The sequence below is a fragment of the Blautia sp. 210820-DFI.6.14 genome (genome assembly GCF_020558815.1).
GTDB lineage: Bacteria > Bacillota > Clostridia > Lachnospirales > Lachnospiraceae > Blautia_A > Blautia_A obeum.
In genome coordinates this window covers 37,843-61,302 of the sequence record NZ_JAJCKS010000018.1, presented here as the reverse complement: position 1 = coordinate 61,302, position 23,460 = coordinate 37,843, and the positions used below count along the sequence as shown (strand labels likewise).

The 23,460-nt window shown below is 44.4% G+C and carries 14 protein-coding genes; 12 read left to right on the top strand and 2 right to left on the bottom strand.

Going from position 1 to position 23,460, the window contains the following annotated elements; genetic code table 11:
- Complete coding sequence (locus LI112_RS12710) at nucleotides 1-2,106, top strand: NAD(+) synthase (protein WP_117593033.1); 2,106 nt, start codon at nucleotides 1-3, stop codon at nucleotides 2,104-2,106.
- Between the two features lie 34 nt (nucleotides 2,107-2,140).
- On the opposite strand, the gene LI112_RS12705 is transcribed toward LI112_RS12710, so the two are convergent.
- Nucleotides 2,141-2,578 (bottom strand): hypothetical protein, encoded by a 438-nt coding sequence (locus LI112_RS12705; RefSeq protein ID WP_005424933.1) that lies wholly within the window; start codon nucleotides 2,576-2,578, stop codon nucleotides 2,141-2,143.
- A 136-nt stretch (nucleotides 2,579-2,714) separates the two neighbouring features.
- Between LI112_RS12705 and addB the strand changes: the two genes are divergently transcribed.
- Entirely contained in the window at nucleotides 2,715-6,044 is a 3,330-nt protein-coding gene (gene addB, locus LI112_RS12700) for a helicase-exonuclease AddAB subunit AddB (protein WP_118044413.1), read from the top strand.
- A complete protein-coding gene (gene addA / locus LI112_RS12695; protein ID WP_117593036.1) occupies nucleotides 6,044-9,745 on the top strand; it encodes a helicase-exonuclease AddAB subunit AddA in 3,702 nt (1,233 codons plus the stop codon). The genes addB and addA overlap by 1 nt, the downstream gene beginning before the upstream one ends.
- A 23-nt stretch (nucleotides 9,746-9,768) precedes the next feature.
- On the opposite strand, the gene LI112_RS12690 is transcribed toward addA, so the two are convergent.
- The gene (locus LI112_RS12690; RefSeq protein WP_005424937.1) at nucleotides 9,769-11,178 is read right to left on the bottom strand and encodes an RsmF rRNA methyltransferase first C-terminal domain-containing protein; all 1,410 of its coding nucleotides are present in this window, start codon (nucleotides 11,176-11,178) and stop codon (nucleotides 9,769-9,771) included.
- A gap of 201 nt (nucleotides 11,179-11,379) precedes the next feature.
- Between LI112_RS12690 and LI112_RS12685 the strand changes: the two genes are divergently transcribed.
- The 9 genes from LI112_RS12685 (at nucleotide 11,380) to LI112_RS12645 (ending at nucleotide 23,342) form a co-directional block, all read left to right on the top strand.
- Nucleotides 11,380-11,703: a PadR family transcriptional regulator gene (locus LI112_RS12685; RefSeq protein ID WP_005424938.1), complete on the top strand. Its 324-nt coding sequence runs from the start codon at nucleotides 11,380-11,382 to the stop codon at nucleotides 11,701-11,703.
- Nucleotides 11,700-12,392: a DUF1700 domain-containing protein gene (locus LI112_RS12680; RefSeq protein ID WP_117593038.1), complete on the top strand. Its 693-nt coding sequence runs from the start codon at nucleotides 11,700-11,702 to the stop codon at nucleotides 12,390-12,392. The genes LI112_RS12685 and LI112_RS12680 overlap by 4 nt, the downstream gene beginning before the upstream one ends.
- Nucleotides 12,389-13,258 (top strand): DUF4097 family beta strand repeat-containing protein, encoded by an 870-nt coding sequence (locus LI112_RS12675; protein WP_117593040.1) that lies wholly within the window; start codon nucleotides 12,389-12,391, stop codon nucleotides 13,256-13,258. Before LI112_RS12680 ends, LI112_RS12675 begins: the two co-directional genes overlap by 4 nt.
- Before the next feature lie 75 nt (nucleotides 13,259-13,333).
- On the top strand, nucleotides 13,334-13,519 hold the full coding sequence (locus LI112_RS12670; protein WP_005424942.1) for a PspC domain-containing protein: 186 nt from the start codon (nucleotides 13,334-13,336) through the stop codon (nucleotides 13,517-13,519).
- Between the two features lie 149 nt (nucleotides 13,520-13,668).
- A complete protein-coding gene (locus LI112_RS12665; protein WP_005424943.1) occupies nucleotides 13,669-13,866 on the top strand; it encodes a small, acid-soluble spore protein, alpha/beta type in 198 nt (65 codons plus the stop codon).
- A 112-nt stretch (nucleotides 13,867-13,978) separates the two neighbouring features.
- Nucleotides 13,979-14,695 (top strand): ABC transporter ATP-binding protein, encoded by a 717-nt coding sequence (locus LI112_RS12660; protein WP_022388261.1) that lies wholly within the window; start codon nucleotides 13,979-13,981, stop codon nucleotides 14,693-14,695.
- The gene (locus tag LI112_RS12655) at nucleotides 14,689-18,522 is read left to right on the top strand and encodes an FtsX-like permease family protein (RefSeq protein ID WP_227190831.1); all 3,834 of its coding nucleotides are present in this window, start codon (nucleotides 14,689-14,691) and stop codon (nucleotides 18,520-18,522) included. Before LI112_RS12660 ends, LI112_RS12655 begins: the two co-directional genes overlap by 7 nt.
- Nucleotides 18,523-18,650: 128 nt before the next feature.
- Complete coding sequence (locus tag LI112_RS12650) at nucleotides 18,651-21,305, top strand: valine--tRNA ligase (RefSeq protein ID WP_117627858.1); 2,655 nt, start codon at nucleotides 18,651-18,653, stop codon at nucleotides 21,303-21,305.
- 15 nt (nucleotides 21,306-21,320) lie between these two features.
- Nucleotides 21,321-23,342, top strand: coding sequence for an LTA synthase family protein (locus LI112_RS12645; protein WP_117627859.1), 2,022 nt, complete (start codon nucleotides 21,321-21,323; stop codon nucleotides 23,340-23,342).
- Nucleotides 23,343-23,460: the final 118 nt, after the last annotated feature.

The window sequence follows — 23,460 nt, the reverse complement described above, 5'->3', positions numbered from 1 at the left end:
GTGAAGGATGGTTTTATCAAGGCTGCTGCCGGAACACCGGATGTTCGTGTAGCAGACTGTGAATTTAATGCAACAGAGATCATTCGCATGGTACATGAAATGGAAGAGCAGGGAGCCAAGGTCATGGTTTTTCCGGAACTCTGTATTACTGCTTATACCTGTGGAGATCTGTTCTGGCAGGAAAATCTTCTGGAAGAGGCAAAGGTGCAGCTGGTACGTATTGCAGAAGAAACTGCTGATGTGGACGCGCTTATTTTTGTAGGGCTGCCACTGGAATATAAAGGAAAACTCTATAATGTTGCTGCAGGACTGAATCATGGCGAAATTCTTGGATTTGTGCCGAAGATCAATCTGCCTAATTACAATGAGTTTTATGAAGCAAGATATTTTACTTCAGGAGAAAACCTTGACGGAACCGTGCATATTGATCGGGATGTGTACAGAGCTCGTTATGAATCAGATACAGAATCCGATGATGTGGAATTTGAGATTGAGATGGCTGAATTTGATGGCTTTGAAGAACTTGAAGAACTTGAAGAGGATGAAGAGCCGGATTATATAGACGAAAACGATGAGGAAGAGGATGAAGAACTGTATGAGGAAGATATCTGGATTTCTCCGAATATGATCTTTACCTGTGAGGAGATGCCGAAGCTTCAGATTGCAGCCGAAATCTGTGAGGATCTCTGGGTACCGAATCCACCGAGTGTTGCACATGCATATCATGGTGCGAATCTGATCGTCAATCTGTCTGCAAGCGATGAAGTTGTTGGCAAAGATTCTTACCGGAGGAGTCTTGTGAGTGCTCAGTCTGCGAGACTTCTCTGTGGATATATTTATGCGACGGCAGGGGAGGGCGAGTCCACGCAGGATGTGGTTTACGGTGGACAGAATCTGATTGCCGAGAATGGGACGATTCTCGCTGAGAGCAGAAGGTTTGTGAATGGCATCATCTATGCGGATCTTGATATTCATCGTCTGGATAATGAAAGAAGGAGAATGACAACCTGTCAGTTTGCACCGGATCTTGCTCCGGAAGGACAGGATATCAGTTATAATGAAGCTTTGTTTACTCTTGAAAGAGAAGAAACAAAACTTACCCGCAAATTTGATTCCAGACCATTTGTACCGGGCATAAAAGAAGAAAGAGAACGCCGTTGTGATGAGATCCTGAATATTCAGGCAATGGGACTTAAAAAACGTCTGGCACATATCCACTGTCAGAACGCAGTGATCGGTCTTTCTGGTGGACTGGATTCTACACTGGCACTTCTTGTGACCGTGCGGGCATTTGACATGCTTGGCATAGACCGGGGCAAGATTACGGCAGTGACGATGCCATGTTTTGGAACGACTGACAGAACCTATAACAATGCATGCAGTTTAAGTAAATGCCTTGGAGCAACACTTAAAGAAGTAAATATCCGTGAGGCTGTTAATCTGCATTTCCGTGATATCGGACATGATCCGGAAGTGCATGATGTAACCTATGAAAATGGACAGGCACGCGAACGTACGCAGATTTTGATGGATATTGCAAATCAGTCCGGTGGTATTGTGATCGGAACCGGAGATCTTTCAGAGCTTGCACTGGGATGGGCAACTTACAATGGAGATCACATGTCCATGTATGCGGTCAATGCATCCGTACCAAAGACGCTTGTCCGCCATCTGGTAAGATATTATGCAGATACCTGTGAGGATCAGAAGCTTGCAGAGATTTTGCTGGACATTCTGGATACGCCGGTCAGCCCGGAACTCCTGCCGCCGAAAGATGGTGTGATCTCTCAGAAAACAGAAGATCTGGTCGGACCATATGAATTGCATGATTTCTTCCTGTATTATATGCTTCGCTGGACATTTCCACCGAAAAAGATCTTCCGTCTGGCTCAGAATGCATTTGCAGGAGAATATGATGATGAAACGATCCTGAAATGGCTTAAAACATTTTATCGAAGATTCTTCATGCAGCAGTTCAAGCGTTCCTGTCTGCCGGATGGTCCGAAAGTCGGAAGCGTTGCAGTGTCACCGCGAGGAGACCTTCGCATGCCAAGTGATGCGAGCGCTGCATTGTGGATGAAAGAACTGGAACAGATTCGTATCTGACAGACACAAGTGCTGGTGTGGTCACGGGAAGACGTCAATCTGCTTCGGCTTTGGTGACTGCTTCATCGATCGCATGAATCAGCATCAGAGCAGTGTATTTCTGATCACTGGAGTATTCCAGATCATCCAGGGACTGGCCGGAGTAGATCTGGCTGGACAGAGAGTCCAGTACAGGTTCAACCAGTGGAAACATGGCAGAAGTGCTTTCGCTTAAGTTGGCAAGATGAATGGATTGTATCTGATCCTGGTCTACCGTTACTTCTACATCGAACGTGTTGTTGTTCAATCGGATAGAAGTGCGGTAGATTCCGGGCGTATATTTTGAAACGGCATCGGAAGATGCCGTTTTTGATTTGCCGGAACCAAACATAAGGAACATCACCACACCTAAAATCACGAGGAGCAGCAGAAAGATTCCTGTATAGATCACTTCTTTCATATGTAGAACTACAATTTTGGTCTTGGAACTCATGGATAAGCCTCCTGATTTCGGAAATATGGTTTGTTGCAGATGCAGATCTGATCTAACTCTGATTCTGTATATCTTATTACAATTTGAGTAGATTTATGTTAAATTAATAGAAAGAATTATTTTGAGGAGGACTTTTATGTCACTTCAGTTTATTATAGGAAATTCAGGTGCAGGAAAATCCTTCAGGGCTTACCAGAGGGTGATTCGTGAAGCCGCTGCTCATCCGGAAAAAATGTATTATGTGATCGTTCCGGAGCAGTTCACGATGCAGACACAGAAAACACTTGTAGAGATGCATCCGCAGAAAGGAATCCTGAATATTGATGTGCTGAGTTTTGAACGACTGGCCTATCGGATTTTTGAAGAAGTAGGTGGAGATACCCGTAAAGTATTGGAGGAAACCGGCAAAAATATGATTCTTCAGAAACTGGTGCAGGTCAGCCAGAAGAAACTGGTCTATCTGAAAAACCAGATGAAAAAACCAGGATATCTGGATGAAGTAAAATCACTGATTTCTGAATTTATGCAGTATGAGGTTCGCAAAGAAGAACTTGATAAGATGATCCAGGATGCGTCAGACAAACCACTTCTTCAGATGAAACTGAAAGATGTGGCAGTTTTGTATGAGGCTTTTCGGGAATACCTGTCCGATCATTTTATGACGGCAGAAGAGGTATTGGAAGTGCTGGCAAAAGAAATTCCTTTTTCAGAAAAATTGAAAGGAAGTACAGTTGTGCTGGATGGATATACCGGTTTCACGCCAGTGCAGCATACCGTTATCCGGGAACTCCTTCAGGTCTGTGAACATGTAACAGTGACAGTAACAATGGATGTCAGAGAACAGTTGCTTGCGAAAGGAAAACCACATGAGTTGTTTTATATGAGTCACAAAATGATTCGATCCCTTTCGGAATTTACCAGGGATATGGAAGAACCAATCTGGGTAAAGGCCGGAGCTGAATCCAGATTTGCGAAAGCACCTGCATTGAATTTTCTGGAACAGAACCTGTTTCGTTATCACAGAGGAGCCTATAACGAAGAACAGAAGGAGGTGCAGATTTTTCAGGCAGGAAATCCGGAACGTGAAATGGAAGAAACGGCAAGGCGAATCAGCCGGCTGGTGCGTGAACACGGATACAGATACGGCCAGATCGCTGTGATCACGGGAAATTTGGAGGAATATGGAAGCATTGCCAGACATGTGTTTGATGCAGCGGAAATTCCTTTTTTTGTGGATGAAAAACATTCGGTATTGATGAATCCATTTGTGGAGTATCTGCGTGCTGCTCTGGAAATGACAGTACAGGGATTCAGTTATGAAAGTGTTTTTCGTTATCTGCGATGTGGAATGTCGGATCTTTCAAGAAGAGAAGTGGATATCCTGGAAAATTATGTGATTGCACTTGGAATCCGTGGATTTCGCAAATGGAATGAGACATGGGTAAGGATCTACCGTGGCATGGATCCGGCGGTTATCATGGATTTGAATGAAATTCGTGAACATTTTACAGAGGAAGTACGTGAACTGGCAGAAGGATTTTCCGGAAAAAAGAAAACGGTCAGAGAATACAGCATATATCTGTATGATTTTATTGTAAAGAGACAGATCCAGGAAAAACTGAAAGTGCAGGAACTGCATTTTAAACAGCAGGGAGATCGTGCCAGGGAGAAAGAATATGCACAGATCTATGGGATTATCATGGATCTTCTGGACAAGATGGTCAGTATCCTTGGTGAAGAAGTAGTTTCTCCTGAAGAGTTCAGACAGCTTCTGGAGACCGGTATGACGCAGGCGAAAGTTGCGTTGATTCCTCCGGGAATCGATCAGGTTCTGATCGGAGATATGGAGAGAACACGACTGAAAGATATTCGGGCATTGTTTTTTGTCGGGGTTAATGAAGGATGCATTCCGAAAAATACGGAGTCCGGTGGAATACTGACAGAGATGGACAGAGACTTCCTGGGAAATCAGGGGATTGAGCTGGCACCGGGACCAAAAGAATTGATGAACATGCAGCGTTTTTATCTGTATCTGAATCTGACAAAACCGAGTGAAAGTCTCTGCCTTTCTTACAGCAGATCAAATGGAAAAGGAGAAGCAGTAGGACCGGCATTTCTGATTCGTACAATACAGACACTTTTTCCTGAAATTCATATAGAGCGTGCAGAGAAACCGGAAAAGGAACTGAATCTGTTGGAAACGCCAAATACATCGGTAGGATATCTTCTGGAAAATCTGACAGATGAAGAGAAACGAAAAGAAAATCAGCTGTTTGCAGAACTCTACAGCTGGTATCTGAATAGTCCCGATTATTGTACAATGACAAAAAAACTGACCGAGGCAGCTTTCCTCAGAAAACCGGTGGATCAGATCAGCAAAAGTGTCGCAAAAGCGTTGTATGGGGAAATCTCACCAAATGGTGCAACGAGGCTGGAGCGTTTTTCTGCATGTGCATTTGCACATTTTCTGAAATATGGACTTGAACTTACGGAACGGGCAGAATATGAGTTTCGGGCAATGGATATGGGAAACATTATTCATCAGGCTCTGGAGGAGTTTGCAGTAGAGCTGCGGCAAAAACAGCTGAACTGGCGAGAACTCTCTGATGAAGAACGAGATACGATCGCAGATAACTGTCTGGATAAAATTGCTGCTGATTATGGAAATACGATTCTGCAGAGCAGTGCAAGAAATCACTACATGATAGAACGGACGAGACGAATTCTCAGAAGAACCGTATGGGCATTACAGGAACAGTTAAAAAACGGCAGATTTGAGCCGGAAGGTTTCGAGGTGGCTATTGGCGGAGGCCGAATTGACCGCCTGGATGTGATGCAGGAAGAAGACAGGGTTTATGTAAAGATCATAGATTACAAGACCGGAAATACCTCATTTGATCTGGTAAGTATTTATTATGGACTTCAGATGCAGCTGGTCGTGTATATGGATGCCGCCATGCAGGCAGAACAGAGAAAACATCCGGACTGTCAGGTAAGACCGGCAGGAATCTTTTATTACAATGTCAAAGATCCGATGCTTCAGAAAGAAATGGAAGAAGATCTGGATGAACTGGATCCGGAGATTTTCAAAAAGCTGAAAATGAATGGCCTTGTCATGGACGACAGGGATGTGATCGAGAATCTGGACAGGACTACGATCTCATTGCCATTGTCTTATACGACAAAGGGAACACTTCGAAAAGGTTCTTCTGTGGCAAGTGAGACAGAATTTGAACTTCTGGATGCTTATGTAAAGAAAAAAATCACTGATATCCGGGAATCGATATTGAACGGCAATGCGGAAGCTGCTCCATATGAGATGGGAAACCGTAATGCCTGCACATACTGTCCATATCAGGGGACCTGCGGTTTTGACCGGAAGATTCCAGGTTATGAATTCCGCAGACTGAAACAGTTTGCAGATGAGGAGATCTGGAAAGCATTTGCAAAGGAGGTGGAAGACTGATGGGAGTAACCTGGACAGAAGAACAGCAGAAAGTCATTTCACTTCGGGATCGGAATATTCTGGTCAGTGCTGCAGCTGGCTCCGGAAAAACGGCTGTGCTTGTACAGAGGATATTAAGCAAGATCATGGATACAGAAAGACCAGTGGACATTGACCGTCTGTTGATCATGACATTTACGCGTGCTGCGGCAGGGGAGATGAAGGAGAGGATTTCAGCTGCAATCGATCAGATATTGTACGATAATCCGGACAATGAACACCTGCAAAGACAAGCATCGTTGATTCACAATGCACAGATTACAACAATTGATGGATTCTGTGCTTACATCATTCGAAATTATTTCCATATGATCGATCTGGATCCTGGCTATCGGACGGCAGAGGAAGGAGAACTGAAACTTCTCAGGGAAGATGTCATGAAGGAGGTTCTGGAGGCTGCCTATGCAAGGAAAGGCGAGAAGTTTTTAAGTCTTGTGGAGTGTTATGCGACGGGAAAGACAGATGATGAGATACGCGATATGATCTATAAACTGTACGATGCGTCTATGAGTCATCCGTTTCCGGAAGAATGGATCGAGGAGTGTCTTGAGGTGTATCAGGTGGATTCACTGGAAGACCTTCACGATACACCGTGGATGAAGCTGATCTGGGATGCCGCAGATGAGAGCATCGTGCAGGTACGAGAGCTTCTTTCCAGGGCAGCTGCAATCTGCCGGGAAGAGTCAGGACCTTATTTTTACGAGGCTGCGCTGGATGATGATATTCTGTTACTCAGAGCAGCGGAGACTGCGGTCAAAGAGCGTGATTACAATGGATTTTCAGAACTTCTTAAAAATCACAAATATGCCCGGCTTTCAACGAAAAAAGATCTGTCGGTAGACGAGGAAAAGAAAATACAGGTGAAAGATCTCCGTGACAGTGCCAAGGGACTCTGGAATGAACTGACAGAAAAATATTTTAACCAGACAGAAGAACTGATTCTTGAGTATCTGCAGTATTGCCGCAGACCAATGGAAGGACTGGCTGAAGTCACACTGCAGTATAAGGACGCTTTTGCTGACCGAAAAAGAGAACAGAATATTCTGGATTTTACGGATATGGAACATTTTGCATTGGACATACTGATGCACAAAGAAGGCGATACGATCACACCGAGTGCAGCTGCATGGGAATTATCTGCACGTTATGATGAAGTAATGGTAGATGAGTATCAGGACAGTAATCTGGTACAGGAGATGATCACGAATCTGGTAGCCGGATGGGCAGACAAACGGAAAAATATTTTTATGGTTGGAGATGTCAAGCAGAGTATCTATCGTTTCCGTCTGGCACGACCGGAGCTTTTTATGGAAAAATACCACAGGTATTCACTGGAAGACAGCGAGGAACAGAGAATCGATCTGCACAAAAACTTCCGAAGCCGTGGAACGGTATTATCATCTGTCAACTATCTGTTTCGCCAGATCATGGGTGAGGATCTTGGCGGGATCACTTATGAGGATGAAAATGCACTTTATACAGGTGCGTCATTTCCAGAGAGAGCAGATGGTAAAGAGCCGGAGACAGAAGTACTCCTGATCGAAAAGGACGGTGAGGAACTGGAGCAGCAGGGAAATCAGACAGTACAGGAACTGGAGGCACTTGCGATCGCACAGCGGATCCAGAAGCTTGTCGGTATCGAAGAGGTGCTGGATAAGGATAGCGGAACTTATCGTAAGGCAGGATATGGTGATATTGTCATCCTTCTGCGAACTTCTGCGGGATGGGCGGAGCCATTCAGCCAGGTACTTGCATCAAAGGGAATCCCGGTCTATACAGCATCTCGAACAGGATATTTTGCAGCGCAGGAAGTGGTGACGCTTCTGAATTATCTCCGCATATGCGATAATCCAATGCAGGATATTCCGCTGACAGGTGTACTGCATTCTGCAATCGGAGGTTGCAATACACAGGAACTTGCGATAATCCGAAGCAAATGTCCGGATGGTATGTTGTATGAAAGTCTGCTTGCATTCAGAGACAGAAAGACAGATGACAGGGATGAAGAAGAACTTGTATTAAGAGAGAAGATCAGTCATTTTATAGAGCTGCTGGAAGAAATGCGTGACCTTGCGGTGTACACACCGGTTCATGAGTTGATCCAGTATATTCTCAGAAAAACAGGATATGGGGATTATGTAAGAGCAATTCCGGGTGGTGCACAGAGAGGTGCAAACCTTCATATGCTTGTGGAAAAAGCAATGGAATACGAAAAAACAAGCTATCGTGGACTGTTTAACTTCGTTCGTTATATAGAAAAACTGCAGAAATATGAAGTGGATTTTGGAGAAGTAAATCTAGCTGATGCCGGAAACGGTGCAGTGCAGATCATGACAATACACAAAAGTAAAGGACTGGAATTTCCAATCGTGTTTGCAGCAGGAATGGGAAAACAGTTCAATTTTCAGGATATCAACAGTCGTTTTCTGATTCATCCTGATATGGGCTTCGGAGTGGATGTCATCCTTCCGGAAAAGCGTCTGATTCTGTCAACAGTACACAAACAGATCATACGGAGACAGCTCAAAAGGGAAAGCCTTGGGGAAGAATTGAGAGTTCTTTATGTGGCGCTGACCAGGGCAAAGGAAAAACTGATCATTACAGGGACAATTGCAAAGCTTGCGGATGTGCTGCAGGCAGTTTCCTGGCAGATGGGACGCAGAGAGACATTGCTTCCAATTGGAACAAGGGGAGAAGCAAGAAACTACTGGTCATTTATCCTTCCGGCTCTGGCTCGCCATGAAGCTATGCTGCCACTTTTCAGGGAATATGGGATTGCAGACCGGCAGATCCAGGTCTGTGAGATGGAACACGCGGAATTCAAAGTGCAGAAAATTACGGCAGCGGAGCTGGTACAGGGTGAGATTCTTGGACAGACGGACAGCCAGATGCAGGAAAAACTTCTCAAAGAATGGGACAGCAGAAAAATTTATGATGAGGAGATCCATGAGATTCTGACAGAAAGATTTGCTTTTTGCTATCCATTTGAATATCTTAAAGATCTGCCGGTGAAAGTCAGTGTATCGGAACTTAAGAAACGCAGCTGGCGGGGGGAGGAAGAAAAAGAAGAATCCCTGTTTTATGAACCGGATATTCAGGAGATCATTCCGACATTTGTTTCAGGGGAAAAAGAAGAATATCGTGGAGCTGCAAGAGGAACGGCCTATCACCGTCTGATGGAATGCCTGGATTATACACATGCAGAAGATGTACATCAGATCCAGAAACAGATTCGGATGCTCACAGACAGCAGGAAAATGTCACCGGAGGAAGCACAATGTATCCGAATTGCAGATATTCTTGCGTTTGTGGATTCAAAACTTGGACAGCGTATGAAAACAGCAGCAGAACAAAACGCACTTTATCGCGAACAGCCATTTGTCATTGCACAGAAGATGAATCAGATCGAGGCAGCCTGGAACGGTGAAGAGACAGTACTGGTGCAGGGAATCATAGATGCCTATTTTATTGAGGACGATGAGATCGTACTGGTGGATTATAAGACTGATAAGGTATCACCGGGGGGAGAACAGGATCTGATCGATCTGTATCATATACAGTTGGAGGATTACGCAGCGGCATTGGAACGAATGCTGCAGAAAAAAGTAAAGGAAACATATATTTATTCATTTACACTGAGAAAGATGATACCGTTATCATGAAAATATCCCGTAGGACAGAGAGGTTACACTCTCCATCCTGCGGGATATTTGTTTTTGAGAGTCTGGCCGACGAGTTTACCGAATCCGATTGGATAACCTTCAACGCAGAGCAGATGCCATCCTTTTGCGTGAGCAGCCTCTTCTGGTTCAATATTGAGAGTCTCACCCTTGAGATAGCGTGTCAGACGCTGATCGGAGACCGGAAGTGAGATTACGGCTTCTGCATCACCTTTTCGAAGGGAAAGTGCAAATGGCTGGGAAGGTTCGAAACGGTTTTTCTTAAGGTCCCCGAGATACAGCCCATTTCGAAGGAATGTAAGTCCACGGAAATCACCGCCTATCGGTGGCAGATAGTAGACTTTGTCTTTTCGTGTTTCAACGCGATTCCAGTCAAAGGGCTGCCCACCAAGTGTTTTCAGTCCGATCTCCTTCAGGAAAAGTTCCAGCCATTTGCGGGTTTCGGCATTTGGTTTTGCAGAAGACATTGTACCGATCAGATCAGTTCTGCCCTCTTTACGAAACAGTGCAAGAAAGTGTCCCTCTCCCTGCATCTTATGGGGAAAGAGATGTACGCTGCGTATAAGTGACGGATCTCCGTTTCCCCATTCCGGGACACCTGAAGTGAAACCTTCATATTCCGGAAGCTCAAGGAGTTCCATATCCGGTCGGTTTTCAAGAAGATGAGAAACAACTTCTTCGTCTTCTTCCGGCGCAAAGGTACATGTGGAGTACAGAAGCAGTCCGCCTGGACGAAGCATATCGGCTGCCTGCAGAATCAATTCTTTTTGCAGACTGGAAAGTTCATGAGACTTTTCAGGAGTCCAGTCACGTGCAAGCGCTTCTTCTTTGCGAAACATGCCTTCTCCGGAGCAAGGTGCATCAAGCAGAATCTTATGGAAAAATTCAGGAAAATGTTTGCCGAGATGTGCCGGAGTTTCATTTGTAACAAATGCATTGGTGATACCGAATAATTCAATGTTGCGAAGGAGTGCCCTGGCTCTGGAAGCACTGATGTCGTTGGCGACCAGGAGTCCGCTTCCATTCAGCATTGCACCAAGGGCAGTAGCTTTGCCGCCAGGTGCAGCACAAAGGTCCAGAACATTTTCACCTGGAGTGACTGGAAGACAGGATGCCGGTGTCATGGCACTTGGTTCCTGCAGATAGAAAAGTCCGGCCTGATAGAGTGGACAGAAGGATGGACGGACATCTTCCGGATAAAAATATCCATTGGAGATCCACGGAATCGGAGTGACCGGGAACGGGACGATCCGTTCGAATTCGTCACAGCTGATTTTTGCGGTATTTACACGAAGCCCGTAAGTACGCGGTGCTTCATAACTTTTTAAAAAGCTTTCATATTCATCACCCAGCATATTCTGCATGCGAGACAGAAATGCAGGAGAGAGGAGTTCGGTAATTGTATGTTCAGACATGAAAATCTCCTTAGTATCTGTAATAAGTTATTATTGTAGAAGAGTCTGCAAATAGCAGATATAACAATAAAATTATAAATTAGTTAAAGAAAATAGAAAATACTATTGACAAAACTATATTATATATCATATAGTATTGCTAACGAAATAATATTATATCGCTAGATAATATTGCAGAAAAAATATGAAGGAAGTGATAGCATGGTATTTAACACAGGTGCGGCACTTCTGGACGCGATCGTTCTGGCTGTAGTATCGAATGAGAAAGATGGAACCTACGGCTACAAGATCACCCAGGATGTACGGAGTGTGCTGGAGGTATCCGAATCAACGCTGTATCCGGTGCTGCGGAGACTGCAGAAGGATGAATGTCTGGAGACATACGATCAGGCTTTTGCAGGTAGAAACCGCAGATATTATAAGATCACAGAAAAAGGCATGGCACAGCTGAATCTGTACAGAGTTGAATGGAGGAATTATTCAACAAAGATTTCGAAGCTGTTTGAGGGAGGCATAGAGTTATGAACAGAGTGCAGTTTATGGAACAGTTAAAGAAACTGCTTTCTGATATCTCTGAGGAGGAAAGACAAGAGGCTCTTGAGTATTATGAGAGTTACTTTGATGATGCCGGAGAAGATCAGGAGGCAGAAGTGATACGGGAGCTTGGAAGCCCGGGAAAGGTAGCGGCTATTATTAAAGAAGATTTAAAGGGCAGCTCGCAGAACTACGGAGAATTTACCGAAAATGGATTTCAGGATGAGCGTGTAGATAATGAACGTCAGATGCCGCAGAACCGTGCGGACCGAGGTTATCATGCTGAACGCAAAGGCGGAAAGGCCAGTGTGATTCTGGTGCTGATCCTTCTGGTATTTATTTCACCTCTGATCAAAGGAGCAGTCGGAGGAGTACTTGGATTTATTGTAGCACTGGCATTGCTTCCGTTCCTGATCGTATTCGGAATCGGGGCGGCTGTAGTTGGCCTGTTTGTTGCTGCAGTAGCAGTGATCGGAGCCGGAATTGGAACCTGTTTTACAGCACTTCCGTTTGGTGTCCTTCTCGTTGGAATTGGTCTGCTCCTGTTTGCATTGGCACTTGTTGGTCTTGTGTTCCTGAAATGGGCAGCAACCTGTGCACTTCCGGCACTTCTGCGTAATTTTACAGATTTTTGCTGCCGTATTGTGAACAGAGGCAGAAAGGAAGGTGAACGGGCATGAAAAAATCTTCAAAAGTAATGCTGCTTACAGCTGCCGTTGTTGGTGTTGTCGGAATTGGAATGAGTATCGGTGGAGTTGCCATGGGGGCTACGATCGCAGGACTGAACTTATCAAAATATGGATTCGATGGTATTGTTAAACAGACAGCAAAATATATCAGCCTTGATGATAAAGATGACTGGGAACAGGACTGGGATGAGATCACACAGCTTGAACCGGTTGAAACAGATAATGACAAAGAAATTTTTGAAACAGCATCAATTTCTGATCTGAAACTTTCACTGAGTGGAGACGAACTTAAGTTTCGGTCCTATGATGGAGATAAGCTTCGCATAGAGGTGTCTGGTTCGAAGAAAGATAAGATAAGGATCGGTACAGAGGATGACAGTCTGATTCTTGAGACGACCGGCAGGACACGGGACCGTGAGATCACAGTGAGTTATCCGAAGAATGTACGATTTAAGGAGACTTCTATAGAGGTTGCAGCAGGTACAGTTACAATGTGCGATGAATTCCGGACGGATGATCTGGATGTATCTGTAGCGGCAGGTGAGTTTACAAATACAGGGAAGATCCGTGCAGCCAGCGATACAACAATTGCAGTTGGCACAGGAAATGTAGAACTGTCAGAGCTGGATATAAATAATCTGGAAGTTGACTGTGGTATTGGAAATGTTGATCTTGGTATTCTGGGAAAAGAAGCAGACTACAATTATCAGATTTCCTGTTCGGCGGGAAATGTGGATATTGGCGACAGCTCTTACAGCGGTGTCGGACATAATAAGAATATCACGAACCCAAATGCCAAAGGAAATATGAATCTGGACTGCGGTGTGGGAAATATAACGGTAGATTTTGAAAAATAAACGGCTGTTCAGAATATCGGCTGGTTTATAAGGTACCTGTAAAATGTTTTCAGTTTAAGAAAGAAGGAATTGATCATGGATAACAAAAGGCTTTACAAATCATCTGTAAATTATATGCTGTGCGGTGTATGCGGCGGTATTGCAGAATATTTCAACATTGATCCAACATTGGTACGTCTTGCCTGGGTGATCCTGACCTGCTTTGGCGGGGCAGGGATCTGGGCATATATCATTGCTGCCATTATTATTCCTAAGGGATGAGCCGGTGCAGATTTGATAGTTCGATATGAATAACATCCGGAAAACAATGTATAATTTCTGAAAAAGATGTCCATACTCTGAAAGAACAGGAATGCTGGAAGGCAGACTGCTGTGAATCAGTGCGAAGCAGTATAAAAGGAGTTGTGGACATGAACAAAGAAAAGGAAGTGGAAGCTTATCTGAAGGGAGTACTTCCGGAAGAGCAGAAACTGAAATATGAAATTGCACAGGAACTGGGAATTCTGGATAAAGTACTGGAAAGTGGATGGAAAAGCCTGTCAGCAAAAGAAACCGGCAGGATCGGAGGTTTGCTTGCAAGTAAACGAAAAGAAGAAAAAGATATGTGAAACACAAAAAAAATACAAAAAAGCATCGTCTGGAAGCTGTTGCGGACGGTGCTTTTTTGGTATACTGATAGTAGCAGGTATTGAATATGGTTGCAATATACAGGAGAAAAATATGGGAAACCTTCAAAATTCATATGTAAAATTAGATAAAGTTTCTAAGATATACAAAATGGGTGAAGTTGAGATCCGGGCAGTGGATAATATCAGCTTTGAAATATCAAAAGGTGAATTTGTCGTAGTTGTTGGACCGAGTGGAGCCGGTAAAACAACGGTTCTGAATATTCTTGGTGGAATGGACACAGCGACAGAGGGTGACGTCTACGTGGACGGCTCAAATATTGCTGAATATAACAGCCACCAGCTGACCGCTTACCGCCGCGATGATATCGGCTTTGTCTTCCAGTTTTATAATCTGGTGCCGAATCTTACCGCACTTGAAAACGTAGAGCTTGCGATGCAGATCTGCAAAAATCCACTCGATGCAAAAAAGGTCCTCTGCGAAGTTGGACTGGAAGACCGTATGGGCAATTTCCCTGCACAGCTATCCGGCGGTGAACAGCAGAGAGTTTCGATCGCAAGAGCCCTTGCAAAGAATCCGAAGCTTCTTTTGTGTGATGAACCGACAGGGGCACTTGACTATCAGACAGGAAAGGCAATCCTGAAGCTTTTGCAGGATATGTGCAGGGAAAAAGGGATGACAGTTATCGTTATTACACATAACTCAGCATTGACACCAATGGCAGACCGCGTGATCCATATCAAAAATGGTACGGTTTCGGCAATGGAACTGAATACTGATCCTACGCCGGTGGAGGAAATCGAATGGTAGGAAAAAGAGCATTGCACAAAGACTTCTGGATGGAAGTCAGAAAGAGCCGGGCGCGTTTTATATCGATCTTCTGTATCGTGGCCCTGGGTGTGGCTTTTTTTTCAGGAATCCAGGCATCCTCTCCGGACATGCGGCTTTCCGGTGATGCATATTATAACGAGTCAAAGCTTATGGATCTGAAAGTGGTCGGAACCATGGGACTGACCGATGATGATATACAGGCGCTTAAAGAACTGCCGGAGACTGATACAGTGGAAGGGGCATATTCTACAGATGTGATCTGTGGAGAAACAGATTCTCAGAAAGTACTCCATGTGGAATCCCTGAATAAAGAAGTCAATCACCTGAGCATAACAGAAGGAAGACTTCCCCAAAAGAGCGGGGAGTGCTTCCTGGATTCCGCGTTTGCGTCAGGCCAGAAATATTCGATCGGAGACAAGGTTGTTATCCGACAGCCCGGAGACTCTGAACTTTTGAAAGAAGAGACCTATACGGTCGTCGGTATTGGTAAAAGTCCGCTGTATATATCTTTTAACAGAGGAAATACGACCGTAGGATCCGGTGAAGTAAATGGATTCATGTATGTCGTTGCGGATGATTTCGATTCAGATGTGTATACACAGATCTACGTGCGCGCACATGAGGTGGATAAGGTCACCAGTTATACCGACGGCTATGATAACTTGGCTGACAAACTGGAAGATAAAGTAAAAGGCATTGAGGCAGAGCGCTGCCAGGCACGTTATGATTCGGTAGTCGGTGAAGCACAGGAAAAAATCGAGGATGCCGAAAAAGAGCTTGCGGACGGCAAAAAGGAAGCGGATGAAGAACTTGCGGATGCAAAGAAAAAGCTTGATGATGGAGAACAGGAATTAACTGACGGCGAAAAAGAATACGAAGATGGCAAACAACAGCTTGCCGACGCCCGGCAGGAACTCGAAGATGGCAAAAAACAGCTTGCCGATGCAAAACAGAAGATAGCTGACGGAAGATCTCAGATCGCATCAGCCCGTCAGCAGGTTGCCGATGGTCAGGCTCAGATTGCTACAGCTCAGAAGAAACTGGATGAGGGCTGGAATCAGTATAACGACGGTAAGAAAAAATACAATGCCGGCAAGAAAAAACTTGATGCCGCTAAAAAAGAGCTTGAAGACGGCAAAAAACAAATAGCCGCTGGTAAAGCGGAACTCGAACAAAAACAGCAGGAACTGAATGCCGGAATCGCCCAGATACAGGAGGGGCAGCAGGCTGTTGAGACACAGCTTGCACAGCTCCAGGAACAGATTCCTCAGCTCGAGGCTGGAATCGGTCAGCTGCAGGCAGCTGTGGAAGGTCTGGAGGCAGCGCAGAATGCAGTGGCGCAGCTTGAGGCAGCTGTTCAGGAAAAACAGAGTGCAGTGGAAGCGGCACAGGCCGCCCGTGACGAAGCAGCGCAGAAAGTCGAAAACGGAGAGCTGACGGAAGAAGAGCTTGTCGGATATGAGCAGGCTCTTGCACAGGCCCAGGCAGAACTCGAAGCTGTAAATGGCGCTCTTGCACAGGCTCAGGAGTCATTAAATGCCTGTCAGCAGGCGGCAGCACAGAAAACAGAACTTGAAGCAAATCTTTCAGCAGCAAATGCCGGAGTCGAAACTCTTCAGGCTAAAAAGACAGAACTTGCCCAGACTTTGGAGAACTTAAGTGCAAATCAGACAGCAATCGACGAAGGAAAAGCGAAGTTAAATGAAGAAGAGGCAAAGCTTGGTCCTGCAGAGAAAGAGATAGCAGCAAATGAAAAAACTCTAAAAGACAGTAAAAAGAAACTGGACGCCAGCTTGAAAAAGCTCCAGGATGGTCAGGCAGAAATAGATGCAAACAAGGCTAAAATGAACTCTGCTCTGGCCGAAATCGAGGCAAATGAGCAAAAACTGAATTCCGGTGAGGCCGAGATAGCAGCAAATGAACAGAAACTGGTCGACGGTGAAAGAGAAATCCAGGAAAACGAGCAGAAGCTAAAAGATGCAGAGAAGGAGCTTGAGGATGCCCGAAAAGAGCTTGCCGATGGCAAGAAAGAATATGAAGACGGTAAAAAAGAAGCAGAAGATAAAATAAAAGACGGGCAGGAAAAGATTGACGATGCAAAAAAAGAACTTACAGACTTAAAATATCCGGAATGGATTCTCACAGACCGAAATGGACTTCCGGAATACTCTGATTACGGAGACAATGCAGACCGTATCAAAAATATCGGCGAGGTATTTCCTGTTATTTTCTTCCTGGTAGCAGCCCTTATCAGTCTTACCACCATGACCAGAATGGTCGAGGAGCAGAGAACGCAGATTGGAACAATGAAGGCTCTCGGCTACAGTAAAATCAGTATTGCTTCCAAATATCTGAATTATGCGTTCCTGGCAACGGCAGGCGGCAGTGTTGCCGGTATCCTGATCGGTGAAAAGATCATTCCGTTTGTAATTATCAAGTCTTATGGAATTATGTATCACAATGTGGAGAATACCCTTCAGATACATTATGAACTGAAATATGCACTGCTTGCTTCCGTGGCGGCATTGATCTGTACAGTTGGTGCAACGATTTTTTCTTGTGTGCATGCGCTGGCAGAGACACCGGCATCATTGATGCGTCCACCGACACCTAAAGAAGGGAAACGAATCCTTCTGGAGCGGATACCGATTTTGTGGAAACATCTGAATTTTACCTGGAAATCTTCTCTTCGAAATCTGTTCCGTTATAAAAAACGTCTGTTTATGACTATTTTTGGAATTGCAGGAAGTATGGCGCTGATGCTGGTAGGTTTTGGTATTCGTGATTCTGTTTCAGACATTGTACATCTTCAGTACACGAATCTGCAGCATTATGATGCGACGATCATCTCAGATGACGATGCCACGGATACGGAAAGGGAAGCACTTATAGAATCTCTGGATAAAAATGAATCACTGGATCATTATACGAAGATAAGACTCTCAAAGCTCACGGCTCCAAACGGAAAATCAAATCTGAGTGTATATGTGTTTGTTCCTGAAAACCTTGAGAACTTCAAAAAAGATGTGACACTTCGAAACCGTGTTACAAAAGAAGAATACGAGTTGCCTGAGGATGGGGCGGCGGTCTGTGAAAAGACAGCAAGCCTTCTGGGGCTGAAGATCGGTGATGAACTGACACTCGAAAAAGATGACAAAGAGTATCATGTGAAGATCTCTGTTATCACCGAAAACTACGCAGGCCATTATGTGTATATGACACCGCAGATCTACAAAGAAACATTTGGAGAAGAGCCGGTTTATGAAGATATCGTTTTCTCAGTAAAAGAGGAATATAAGGATCAGGTAGAAAAAGTCGGACAGAAGATCATGGATTCACCGGCTGTCTTAAGCATCAGCTATACAGAGAGTACGATCGAAATGGTAGACCGTATGCTCAGCACTCTTGGTGTAGTTATTCTTGTACTGATCGTGTCTGCCGGAATGCTTGCATTTGTAGTACTTTATAATCTGAACAATATCAATATCACTGAGCGCCAGCGAGAGCTTGCCACATTAAAGGTACTTGGTTTCTTTGATATAGAAGTTTCTCAGTATGTCCTGCGAGAGAATATCATTCTGACGATCGCAGGAATTCTGTTTGGCTCAGGATTTGGTATCCTGCTCCATCGCTTTATTATTGTCACAGTAGAGGTGGATGCGGTCATGTTTGGAAGAAACATTGCTCCACTCAGCTTTTTGTACTGTGCGGTGATCACCTGTATCTTTTCAGCTGTGGTAAACATCTTTATGCATAAAAAACTGAAAAAGATCGATATGGTAGAATCGCTGAAATCCGTTGAATGACGATTTGAAAAAATAATACAGGAAAGCAAATCTCCCAGATTCTGTGAAAAATGCACAATCCGTCTTGACAAGGCGAAAAAATGCAATTACAGTAGATGGGAGATGCTTTTTTTAATCAGGAGGAAATTATGAGCAAAGAACTTGCAAAAACATATGACCCAAAGGGTCTGGAAGACCGCCTTTATCAGAAATGGATGGACAACGGATACTTCCACGCAAAAGTAAATCCAGATAAGAAACCATTTACAATCGTAATGCCGCCGCCGAACGTAACCGGCCAGCTTCATATGGGACATGCACTTGATGAAACCATGCAGGATATCCTGATCCGTTTCAAGAGAATGCAGGGATACGAAGCTCTGTGGCAGCCGGGAACCGACCATGCTGCAATCGCAACAGAGGTTAAGGTTATCGATAAACTGAAAAAAGAAGGAATCGACAAACACGATATCGGACGTGAAGAATTCCTTAAACATGCGTGGGCATGGAAAGAAGAGTACGGCGGAAAGATCATCAACCAGCTGAAGAAACTCGGTGCTTCTGCAGACTGGGAGAGAGAACGCTTCACAATGGACGAAGGATGCTCCAAGGCTGTACAGGAAGTATTTATCCGTCTGTATGAGAAAGGATATATTTACAAAGGTTCCAGAATCATCAACTGGTGTCCGGTATGCCAGACTTCCATCTCTGATGCAGAGGTAGAACATGAGGATCAGGACGGATTTTTCTGGCACATTAATTATCCGATCGTAGGTGAGGAAGGCAGATTTGTAGAGATCGCAACTACACGTCCGGAAACACTTCTCGGAGATACTGCAGTTGCAGTCAATCCGGATGATGAAAGATACAAAGATCTGATCGGCAAAATGCTGAAACTGCCGTTGACTGACCGTGAGATCCCGGTTATTGCGGATGAGTATGTTGACAAAGAATTTGGAACAGGATGTGTGAAAATTACACCGGCACATGATCCGAATGACTTTGAAGTAGGCAAACGTCATAATCTGGAGGAAATCAATATTCTGAATGATGATGCTACCATCAATTCTCTTGGTGGCAAATATGCAGGTATGGACCGCTACGAAGCCCGTAAAGCAATGGTAGCAGATCTTGAAGCGCAGGGACTTCTCGTAAAAGTTGTTCCACATAATCACAGTGTTGGTACGCATGACCGTTGTGGCACAACCGTAGAGCCAATGATCAAACCGCAGTGGTTTGTTCGTATGGACGAGATGGCAAAAGCAGCTATGGAATCCTTAAGACCGGGTGAATTGGAATTTGTTCCGGCAAGCTTTGGTAAGACATATCTGCACTGGCTGGAAAATATCCGTGATTGGTGCATTTCCCGTCAGCTCTGGTGGGGACACAGAATCCCGGCTTACTACTGTGATGAGTGCGGTGAAGTTGTCGTTGCAAGAGAAATGCCGGAAAAATGCCCGAAATGTGGATGCACACATTTCCACCAGGATGAGGATACTCTGGATACCTGGTTCAGTTCCGCTTTGTGGCCGTTCTCCACACTTGGATGGCCGGACAAAACACCGGAACTCGAATACTTCTATCCGACAGATGTTCTTGTAACAGGATACGACATTATCTTCTTCTGGGTTATCCGTATGGTATTCTCCGCTCTTGAGCAGACAGGAGAAGTTCCATTCCACCATGTACTGATCCATGGTCTTGTACGTGACTCACAGGGACGTAAGATGAGTAAATCTCTTGGAAATGGTATCGATCCGCTGGAAGTTATTGATAAATACGGCGCAGATGCACTTCGTCTGACACTGATCACAGGAAATGCACCTGGAAACGACATGCGTTTCTACTGGGAGCGAGTAGAATCCAGCCGTAACTTTGCAAACAAGATCTGGAATGCATCCCGATTCATTATGATGAACCTGGAAGGCAAGACAGTTACTGAACCTGCAGATTTAAATGAGCTTTGCCTTGAAGATAAATGGATTCTTTCCAAACTCAATACAGTGATCCGTGAAGTTACAGACAACATGGACAAATATGAGCTTGGAATCGCAGTACAGAAGGTTTATGACTTCCTGTGGGATGAGCTCTGTGACTGGTATATCGAGATGGCAAAAGTTCGCCTCTGGAAAGCAGAAGAAGATCCGAAGGCTGCAAATAATGCACTCTGGACACTTCGTACAGCCCTGACAGAAGGACTGAAACTGCTTCATCCATACATGCCATTCATCACAGAAGAAATCTACTGCACACTTCTTCCTGAAGAAGAATCTATCATGATTTCTGACTGGCCGGTATTCCAGGAAGCATGGTCCTTCCCGGAGGCAGAAAAAGCAGTAGAAAGCTTTAAAGAAGCAATTCGCGGTATCCGTAACACACGTACAGAAATGAACGTGCCGATGAACCGCAAAACCAGCCTTTACATCGTAGGTAAGGATGCGGATACATGTGCAAGATACGAAGCATGCAAGAAATCCTTCGTGAACCTTGCATTTGCAAAAGAAATCCTTGTACAGGAAAACAAAGACGGTATCGGTGAAGATGCAGTATCTGTAGTAGTATCCGATGCAGTTGTATATATGCCGCTTGAAGATCTTGTCGACAGAGAAAAAGAAATCGAGCGTCTGAAAAAAGAACAGGAGCGTCTTGCAAAAGAAATCGCAAGATGCCAGGGAATGCTGAGCAATCCGAACTTTGTCAACAAAGCTCCGGAAGCAAAAGTAAATGCAGAAAAAGAAAAACTTCAGAAATATGAAGAAATGATGGAAAAGGTTAAAACACAGCTTACTCAGATGGACAAGTAATAAAGGAGCATTTGGATGAAATTGTATAAGATATGCAATAAGATATCCCTGCTGCTTCATGCGCTTTGCAGTGCAGCCGGATATTTCCTTATCGAAGCGATCAGTCGTCATTCTTTTACCGATGCGTGGACCTACATGACAGGAAAACCACTGGTATTTGCTTATAACGCAGGCCTTATATTTACCACGAGCCTGATTGTATATTTGTTCCGCCGAAGAACCTTCTGGCGTGTTCTGGTATCCATATTCTGGCTGCTTCTTGGAATTATCAATGGCGTGATCCTGGCAAACAGGGTCACACCGTTTACCGGCCCGGATCTGCATCTGCTCACAGACGGTATGGCAGTCCTTAACAAATATCTGCCGTCCTGGGGTGTGGTAGTTGCATTGATCGTGCTTGGAGTATTAGTACTGATTCTTCTTTCTTTGTTGGTCAAAGGACCAAAGTATCAGCGAAAAGTAAAATTCCGCTATGACCTTCTCCTGGTTGTTGTGGGAATTGCAGCATTTGTAGGAATCACACAGCTGGCGCTGGAAAAGAGAGTGCTTTCCAATTACTTTGGAAATATTGCATTTGCATATGAAGATTATGGATATCCATACTGCCTTGGTGTCACAATATTTAACACCGGCATCAGCTGTCCTCGTGATTATTCAGAAGAAGAGATTGAGAGAATCGAGAAGACTGAGGATAACCTTCCGGCAACAAATGAGAAAAATCAGCCGAATATTCTCTTCCTGCAGCTCGAATCCTTCTTTGATCCGACTTTGGTCAATTATCTGAAAATCTCCGAAGATCCGATCCCTACGTTCCGCAAGCTGATGAAAGAGTATTCATCCGGATACTACAAGGTTCCGGCAGTCGGAGCCGGTACAGCAAATACGGAATTTGAGTCAATCACAGGTATGAGCCTTCATTATTTTGGACCGGGAGAATATCCGTACAAGAGTATTCTGAAAGAGACAACCTGCGAAAGCGCACCATATGTCCTGAAGAATCTTGGATACAGCACTCATGCAGTGCATAATAATGAGGCAAACTTCTACGGAAGAAGAGGTATCTTCCCGAACCTTGGATTTGATACTTTCACTTCTGCTGAATATATGGCAGAGGAAAATGATAAGAACCCTCTGGGCTGGACAAAAGATGAAGTTCTCACTGATGAGATCATCAAATGCCTGGATTCTACGGAAGGTCCGGATTATGTATATACGATCTCCACGCAGGGACATGGAGCATATCCGGAAGAACAGCTGATCGATGATCCGGAGATCACTGTCACAGGTGCTGCTTCAGAAGCGCAGAACAACCAGTGGGAGTATTACTGCAATGAGATCCACGAAATGGATAAATTTGTTAAAGAGCTGACAGATGCACTGGCAGATTATCCGGAGGATGTGATCCTGGTTATGTACGGCGATCACCTTCCAACAATGGGACTTACGGTTGAAGATCTCAAGAATAAATATCTGTTCCAGACAGAATATGTAATGTGGGACAATTTCGGTATGGAGAAAAAGAAGGTGAATCTCTCAGCTTATCAGATGGCAGCAGAGGTTATGGATCGCGCCGGAATACATGAAGGAACAATCTTCCGTTATCACCAGGCAAGAAGAAATACCCGAAATTACCAGGTAGATCTGGAAACGCTTCAGTATGATCTTCTTTATGGAGAAAAGTATGCATACAAAGATAAGGAACTGACATTTGAAAGAACCAAGATGCGAATGGGCATTTATGATGTGAGTCTGGATTCTATGGATCTTATCTCTGACATAGATTTTACATATCGATTAAAGGGAACAAACTTCACACCATCCAGTCAGGTTAAGCTGAACGGGGAATGGATCGATACTGTATATGTGAATCCGACCACACTGATGATATCAGGCACAGAACTGAAGGATTTTGACAGAATATCAGTATCACAGCGAAGCAACAGTTCAACCAGAAAGGCATTGAGCAAGAGTTACGATCGTTCGGTTTATATGTTGTATTCTGAAAATAAATGGAAACTTCCGACAGATGAATCCTGATTCTGACGAATAAAAGATTACGATTAGTACTGGACATCTTTCACCACTCATATATAATGATATCGTAGCGGTTTGGTTTTAAAGACCAGATAGCTGCGAATACATTAGATGAGTGGTG

What these genes read in the sequence shown, in the direction of transcription:
- LI112_RS12705 (WP_005424933.1), bottom strand. Translation starts at nt 2,578, where the DNA reads ATGAGTTCCAAGACCAAAATTGTAGTTCTACATATGAAAGAAGTGATC.
- addB (WP_118044413.1), top strand. Translation starts at nt 2,715, where the DNA reads ATGTCACTTCAGTTTATTATAGGAAATTCAGGTGCAGGAAAATCCTTC.
- addA (WP_117593036.1), top strand. Translation starts at nt 6,044, where the DNA reads ATGGGAGTAACCTGGACAGAAGAACAGCAGAAAGTCATTTCACTTCGG.
- LI112_RS12690 (WP_005424937.1), bottom strand. Translation starts at nt 11,178, where the DNA reads ATGTCTGAACATACAATTACCGAACTCCTCTCTCCTGCATTTCTGTCT.
- LI112_RS12685 (WP_005424938.1), top strand. Translation starts at nt 11,380, where the DNA reads ATGGTATTTAACACAGGTGCGGCACTTCTGGACGCGATCGTTCTGGCT.
- LI112_RS12680 (WP_117593038.1), top strand. Translation starts at nt 11,700, where the DNA reads ATGAACAGAGTGCAGTTTATGGAACAGTTAAAGAAACTGCTTTCTGAT.
- LI112_RS12675 (WP_117593040.1), top strand. Translation starts at nt 12,389, where the DNA reads ATGAAAAAATCTTCAAAAGTAATGCTGCTTACAGCTGCCGTTGTTGGT.
- LI112_RS12670 (WP_005424942.1), top strand. Translation starts at nt 13,334, where the DNA reads ATGGATAACAAAAGGCTTTACAAATCATCTGTAAATTATATGCTGTGC.
- LI112_RS12665 (WP_005424943.1), top strand. Translation starts at nt 13,669, where the DNA reads ATGAACAAAGAAAAGGAAGTGGAAGCTTATCTGAAGGGAGTACTTCCG.
- LI112_RS12660 (WP_022388261.1), top strand. Translation starts at nt 13,979, where the DNA reads ATGGGAAACCTTCAAAATTCATATGTAAAATTAGATAAAGTTTCTAAG.
- LI112_RS12655 (WP_227190831.1), top strand. Translation starts at nt 14,689, where the DNA reads ATGGTAGGAAAAAGAGCATTGCACAAAGACTTCTGGATGGAAGTCAGA.
- LI112_RS12650 (WP_117627858.1), top strand. Translation starts at nt 18,651, where the DNA reads ATGAGCAAAGAACTTGCAAAAACATATGACCCAAAGGGTCTGGAAGAC.
- LI112_RS12645 (WP_117627859.1), top strand. Translation starts at nt 21,321, where the DNA reads ATGAAATTGTATAAGATATGCAATAAGATATCCCTGCTGCTTCATGCG.